At 42.4% G+C, this 785-nt stretch carries 1 protein-coding gene; it reads left to right on the top strand.

Annotated features, from left to right (window positions below; all coding sequences use genetic code 11):
- Positions 1-129 precede the first annotated feature (129 nt).
- The coding region (istB, locus tag ACX0G7_RS27330) for an IS21-like element helper ATPase IstB (RefSeq protein WP_458926724.1) at positions 130-785 on the top strand (656 nt) is incomplete at its 3' end.

Genomic DNA, 785 nt, shown 5'->3' on the forward strand with positions numbered 1-785 from the left:
GGCATGCCCGGCGCTGCTTACATCCAACCGGAAAAAAGTTCCATCACCGATTACGATTTATTCTAAATTAAAAACAAGAGACAAATGGAGATCAAACATCAAATTAAACAGCATTGTCAGCAGTTCCGAATGAATGGTATGCATACCGCGCTTGAACAAATTATTAAGGATGCCGAAAAAAAATCAACTGGCTATCTGGAATTTACCGCCTCACTGTTAAAAGCAGAAGTCAGTTACCGCGAACACAATGACCTCAACAATCGCCTTAAAGTGGCCCGCCTTCCAAGATCCAGCGACCTGGCCGCTTACGATCAATCGGTAGACAACGGGCTTACAAAACAGCGCCTTAACCAGTTGAAAGAATTAAACTGGTTAGATCAACTTTATAATGTGATTTTGATGGGACCATCAGGAACAGGAAAAACATTTTTAGCAGCAGGGCTGTGCGCTGAAGCTGTCAATAAAGGCTACAAGGCATACTTCCGGACAATGGAGGAAATCATGAGCATGCTTAAAATGAAAGAGTTTGCCCGCACACCAAAAGCCGAGTACAAACGCTTATGCAAAGCAGAGTTGATTGTAATTGACGACATCATGCTCTTCCCGGTTGAAAAATCTGAGGCAGTCAATCTGTTTAACTTCATAAACCACCTGTATGAAAAAACTTCCTTCATCATCACCACAAACAAAAAACCTGCAGACTGGGCCGAAATACTTGGTGATGAAGTACTGGCAACAGCGCTTCTAGACAGGTTATTGTTTAAATGTGAGGTCATCAGTCTTAC

The organism is Flavitalea antarctica, from assembly GCF_054461535.1.